Source organism: Streptomyces sp. TRM64462, from assembly GCF_013362995.1.
Lineage (GTDB): Bacteria > Actinomycetota > Actinomycetes > Streptomycetales > Streptomycetaceae > Streptomyces.
The window spans coordinates 1-5,007 of the sequence record NZ_JABWDV010000205.1; the positions used below are offsets into that span (position 1 = coordinate 1).

Annotated in this window: 3 protein-coding genes; all 3 read right to left on the bottom strand. The window is 74.7% G+C overall.

From position 1 onward, the window contains the following. Positions 1–759: glycoside hydrolase N-terminal domain-containing protein (locus tag HTZ82_RS09405; protein WP_175408858.1), on the bottom strand; the 759-nt coding region annotated here is incomplete at its 3' end. Beyond that, positions 756–2,741 (bottom strand): beta-galactosidase, encoded by a 1,986-nt coding sequence (locus HTZ82_RS09410; protein WP_175408859.1) that lies wholly within the window; start codon positions 2,739–2,741, stop codon positions 756–758. The genes HTZ82_RS09405 and HTZ82_RS09410, both read right to left, overlap by 4 nt. Then, complete coding sequence (locus tag HTZ82_RS09415) at positions 2,741–4,987, bottom strand: sialidase family protein (RefSeq protein ID WP_175408860.1); 2,247 nt, start codon at positions 4,985–4,987, stop codon at positions 2,741–2,743. Before HTZ82_RS09415 ends, HTZ82_RS09410 begins: the two co-directional genes overlap by 1 nt. Positions 4,988–5,007 lie beyond the last annotated feature (20 nt).

Below are 5,007 nucleotides of genomic sequence, written 5' to 3' on the forward strand. Positions count from 1 at the left end.
CAGCTCGCCCGGGTGGCGGCGCACCCGCGTGAGCAGCAGCACCTCGCGGGCGCCCGTCACCCGCAGCCCCTCGCCCTCGACGGCCGTCTCGGCGCCGCCTCCGGCCAGGGCGAGCGTGACGCCAGTGAAGCCCAGGCCGTCGTCCTCCGGGTAACGGGCCCGCAGCGTGAGCAGCGCGCCCTCCGGCACCAGGACGGTGCCGCGGCCGACCGCCAGGGCGTCGGGCGCGCCCGGCAGCCGGTGGTCCAGGGCGATCCCGGCCGTGACCGGCGCCCCCGTCACGTACTGCACGATCACGTCGTCGGCGCGCGAGACGAACACCCGGCTCCCGTGGCCCCGGCAGCCGGCCCGTACGACACCCGTCGCGAAATCCACCGCCCGGCGGTAGCCCGCCGCAGCGCCCGCCCCCGCACCCCCGGCGACGCCCGCGCCCTCCCGCCGGAACCGCACCGCGAACGCCGGGTGGAACGCCCCCACCCAGCGCAGCGGCCGCCCGTCCGTGAACCCCTCGGCGGCCGCCGCGTCCCCGGCCAGCAGCCGGTCCTGGAGCCCCGCGAGCCGGTCCGCCAGCCGGGGCGGCAGCGTCTCCGCCGCAGGCACCGGGCGGACCAGCGTGTGATGCGTGACGACGACCCGTTCATCGTCCGGATCACCGAACGCAAGGGCGCCGTGGCGGCCGTTACCGCTCAGGAACGCGTCCTCCCAGCGCGCGGCCGGCTCCGCCTCCCACGTCCCGTGGACGGGACCGCCGCCCGTCACCGCCCCGCCTCCCGCAGCACCGCGACCCCGAACCGCTCCAGCTCCAGCGCCCCCGCCACCTCCGCCCCGGTCAGCACATCCCGGTACGGCCCGGCGGCGTCCGGCAGCTCCACCGTCACCGGAACCCGCCCGTGATTCAGTACGAACAGCAGCTCACCGCGCCGCACCGCCTCCACGAGGTCCGGCAGCCCCGCCACCACCGGCCGCACACCCGCCCCGGCGGCGGCACGGCCCAGCAGCTCCCGCAGCGCACCCGGCTCCGGCAGCGTCGACACGTACCACGCACGGCCCCGGCGCAGCACCGCGGGCAGCCCGGCCAGCTCCCCGCCCCGGTACGCGGCCACCACCTCCGTACCGCCCTCCGCCTCCAGCTCCTCCGACCACAGCGTCCCGTCGAAACCGTCGCACGCGACCGTCTCGCCCTTGTCCAGCGGCCACCACTCCTCCAGCGTGCGGATCCCGAACAGCTCCCGCAGCCGCACATCCATCCCGCCCGTCCGTACCCGGTCGTCCTCGTCCGCGACCCCCGTCAGGAACCCCGACACGAGCGTGCCGCCGCCCGCCACGTACCCGGCGAGATTCTCGACCGCCGCGTCCGTCAGCAGATACAGCTGCGGCACCACCACCATCCGGTAGCCGCTCAGATCGTGCTCCGGATGCGCGAACCCGGCCGCGTACCCGTTCTCCCACAGCGCCCGGTGCCACGCCCGCACCACCTCCGGGTACGCCACCTCCCGCGACGGCATCCCGTCCTGCAGACCCGCCCACCACGCGTGCCAGTCGTGCAGCACCGCCACATCCGCCGCGACCCGCGCACCCGCCACCTCCGGCCCCAGCCGGGCCAGCTCGGCACCGATCCGCTTCACCTCCCGGAAGGTGCGCCCCTCCTCACCCGCGTGCGACACCATCCCCGAGTGGAACTTCTCCGCACCCTGCCGCGACTGCCGCCACTGGAAGTAGCACACCGCGTCCGCGCCCCGCGCCACCGACTGCAGCGACAGCAACCGGTTCAGGCCCGGCGGCTTGGGATGGTTGACACCCCGCCAGTTCACCGGGCCCGCCGCCTGCTCCATCACCATCCACGGCCCGTTCGCCTGCGACCGCGTCATGTCGCCGACCATCGCGTTGTACTGCCCGCCGAACGGGTCCTTCGGGTCCGGGTAGATGTCGACGGACACGACGTCCTCCTGCCCGGCCCACGCCCACGCGTCCTGACCCACCCAGAACGGCATGAAGTTCGTCGTCACCGGCACCAGCGGCGTGTGCCGCGCCACGATGTCCCGCTCCGCCGCATAGCACTCCAGCAGCGCGTCCGACGTGAACCGGCGGAAGTCCAGCTGCTGCGCCGGATTGCGCATGTACTGCGCCCGGCGCGGCGGAATGATCTCGTCCCACGCGTCGTACCGCTGCGACCAGAACGCCGTGCCCCACGCCTCGTTCAGCGCCTCCACCGTGCCGTACCGCGCGGCCAGCCAGCGGCGGAAGTGCCGGGCCGTCTCGTCGCACCAGCAGTGCGTGCAGTACTCGTTGTTGATGTGCCACATCGTCAGCGCCGGATGCCCGCCGTACCGCGCCGCCAGATCCTCCGTGATCGCCGCCGCGTACGCCCGGTACGTGGGGGAGCTCGCGCAGAACTGCTGCCGCGACCCCCACCACACCGTCTGCCCGTGCTCGTCGCGCGGCAGCGTCTCCGGATGCCGCGACCCCATCCACGGGGGCGGCGACGCCGTCGGCGTGGCCAGCACGACACCGACACCGTGCGCGTGCAGTAGGTCCATCAGCCGGTCCAGCCAGCCGAAGTCCCGGGCACCCGGGCGCGGTTCCAGCCGCGCCCAGGAGAACACACCGAGCGTGACCGAGTTGACGCCCGCTTCCTTCATCAGCCGTACGTCGTCGGCCCACGTCTCCTCGGGCCACTGCTCCGGGTTGTAGTCGCCGCCGAACAGGATCCGGCCCCGGGTCGCGTCGCGCAGCGCCGGCATCAGACCGGGTCCCCGTACTGGATGCCCCGGCCGTTCGTCCCCAGGTACACGCGGCCGTGGATCCGCGGGTCGCCCGTGATGACCTCGCCCGTCCAGCCCCACTGGTGCGCGTCGTCGTTGATCCGCACCCAGGTGCGTCCGGTGTCGTCGGAGCGGTACACGGCCGTGAGGTCGTCGACCGCGCCCGTCTGGTAGATCGCAGGGTAGCCGTCGCCGCCGGGCGCCGCCGCGCCGAAGCCGAGCGCGTACGACGCCCGGCAGCTCGTCACCTCGGTGAAGGAGCGGCCGCCGTCCGTCGACCGGTAGAGGCCGTTCGACTTGGCCGACAGCCACAGGTCGCCGCTGCGCCCCGGGGCGGCCGCGATACGGAACTGCACGTCCCCGGACGGCAGTCCGCCCGCGCCCGCCGTGAACGAAGCACCACTGTCAGTGCTCACATATACGGTTCCTGTGTCGGTGTCGTACGCGAAGAAGAGCGTCGGGTCGGCCGGGTCGGCGACCGGCGTGGCGCCCTTCGGGAAGGAGGAGACCTCGGTCCAGGTCGCGCCGCCGTCGGTGGAGCGGTGCGCGGCGTACTTGGTGCCGTCCCAGTGCGCGAACGACCACAGCAGCACGCTGCCGTCCGCGTTGACGGCGATCGGCCCCGGAGCGTCCTTGGCGATGGCGGGCTGGGCGGCGAAGGGCGCCCACGTCCGGCCGCCGTCCGTCGAGTACGCGCCGTTGCCGGCGTCGCCCCAGCCCGTGCGCACCACGTACGCGGGCCGCAGCGCGGCCTGGGCGAGTCCGGTCGCCGACCCGAACACCGGATTCGACGCCATGCCGCGCGACGGGGACGACGTGAGCCGCTCGTGGTACATCACACCGATGTCGCCGAGCCCGCTGAGCAGATGCGCCCTCCCGGCCGGGGGCGAGATCAGCTGGCGGACGGCGCTCTCCTCCAGGCCGCGGATCTGCGGCGCCCAGCGGCGCAGGTCCCGGGTGCTGTACAGCGTCGCGCCCGTCCCGAACACGATGTGCCGGGAGTCGTACGGGTCGAGCGCGACGGCCTGGATCCACCAGCCGAACTTGGGGGTGCCGTCGCCCCAGTTGAGGAAGGGGGTCTCCGACACGTCGAGGACGGCCGTGTCCTTCAGGGACGTCCAGCGGGCGCCGCCGTCCGTCGAGCGGAACAGGGTGTCCACCTGGCCCCAGCGGTTGTTGGTGGACACGACCACGGTGCCGGGGCGGCACGGATCGGTGGCGACACCGCCGTAGCCGAACGTGTCGCCGGGTCCGGGGCGTACGGGCGTCACGTCGGTCCACCGGCCGGTCGCCGTGTCCAGGCGGTGCACGGAGCCGTCGGACTGGCCGTTGGGGCCCGGTGCGTCCGCGTACGTCACGTACAGGGCGCGGGCGCCCGCGTCGTACGCGGCACGGATCGGGACCTTCGCCGCGGCGCCCGCCGGCCGGCCCGGCACGGGCTCCCAGCCGCCGCCGGCCGCGGTGCGGTACAGGGCGCCGTCGCCGTCGCCCCAGCCCGCGTAGACGGTGCGCCCGGCGGCGACGAGGAAGGTGACACCTTGGCCGGTGGGGGAGGGGACGGCGGAGGCGGGGAGGGGGGAGGGGCCCCAGGTGGCGCCCCGGTCGGCCGACCTGAGCAGACCGTCGTGCCGGGTGCCCAGCCACAGCACCGAGCTGTCGCGCGGGTCGACTAGGAGCCGCTCGCCGGTGCCCCGGCCGTCCTCGTTCGCGCCGAGCTTCACGTCCAGGTCGGTACGGGACCAGGTGGCGCCGCGGTCGTCGGAGCGGAGGACGGCGCCGTTGCCCGCCCACGGCTGGGTGTACGTGCCGAGCGCCAGGTACAGGCGGTCCGGGTGGGCCGGGTCGACGGCCATGGCCTCGACGCCCAGCAGGTTCCAGTCGTCCCAGCCGATGTGGTCGGTGAGCGGCTTCCAGCAGCCGGTGCGGTCCTCCCAGCGGTAGGCGCCGCCGATGTCCGTACGGGCGTACGCCAGGCCCCGCACGGACGGGTGGAACAGGACACCGGTGATGAACCCGGTCCCGCCGATCACCGCCGTACGCCACCGGTACGGCCCGCGCGAACCCCCCTGGCCACCGGTGCCCCGGCCGGGCCGGAGCCGGTCGGCGGGGCCGGCACCGTTGGCGGCGTGCGCGGACGGCGCGGTGAGGGCGGGGACGGCGGCGAGTGCGGCGGTGGCGGCGCCGCCGGCGAGCACCGCACGCCGACTGGGCTTTGAAGGATGCATGACATGCCTCGATCTCTGCG

What these genes read in the sequence shown, in the direction of transcription:
- HTZ82_RS09410 (WP_175408859.1), bottom strand. Translation starts at nt 2,741, where the DNA reads ATGCCGGCGCTGCGCGACGCGACCCGGGGCCGGATCCTGTTCGGCGGC.
- HTZ82_RS09415 (WP_175408860.1), bottom strand. Translation starts at nt 4,987, where the DNA reads ATGCATCCTTCAAAGCCCAGTCGGCGTGCGGTGCTCGCCGGCGGCGCC.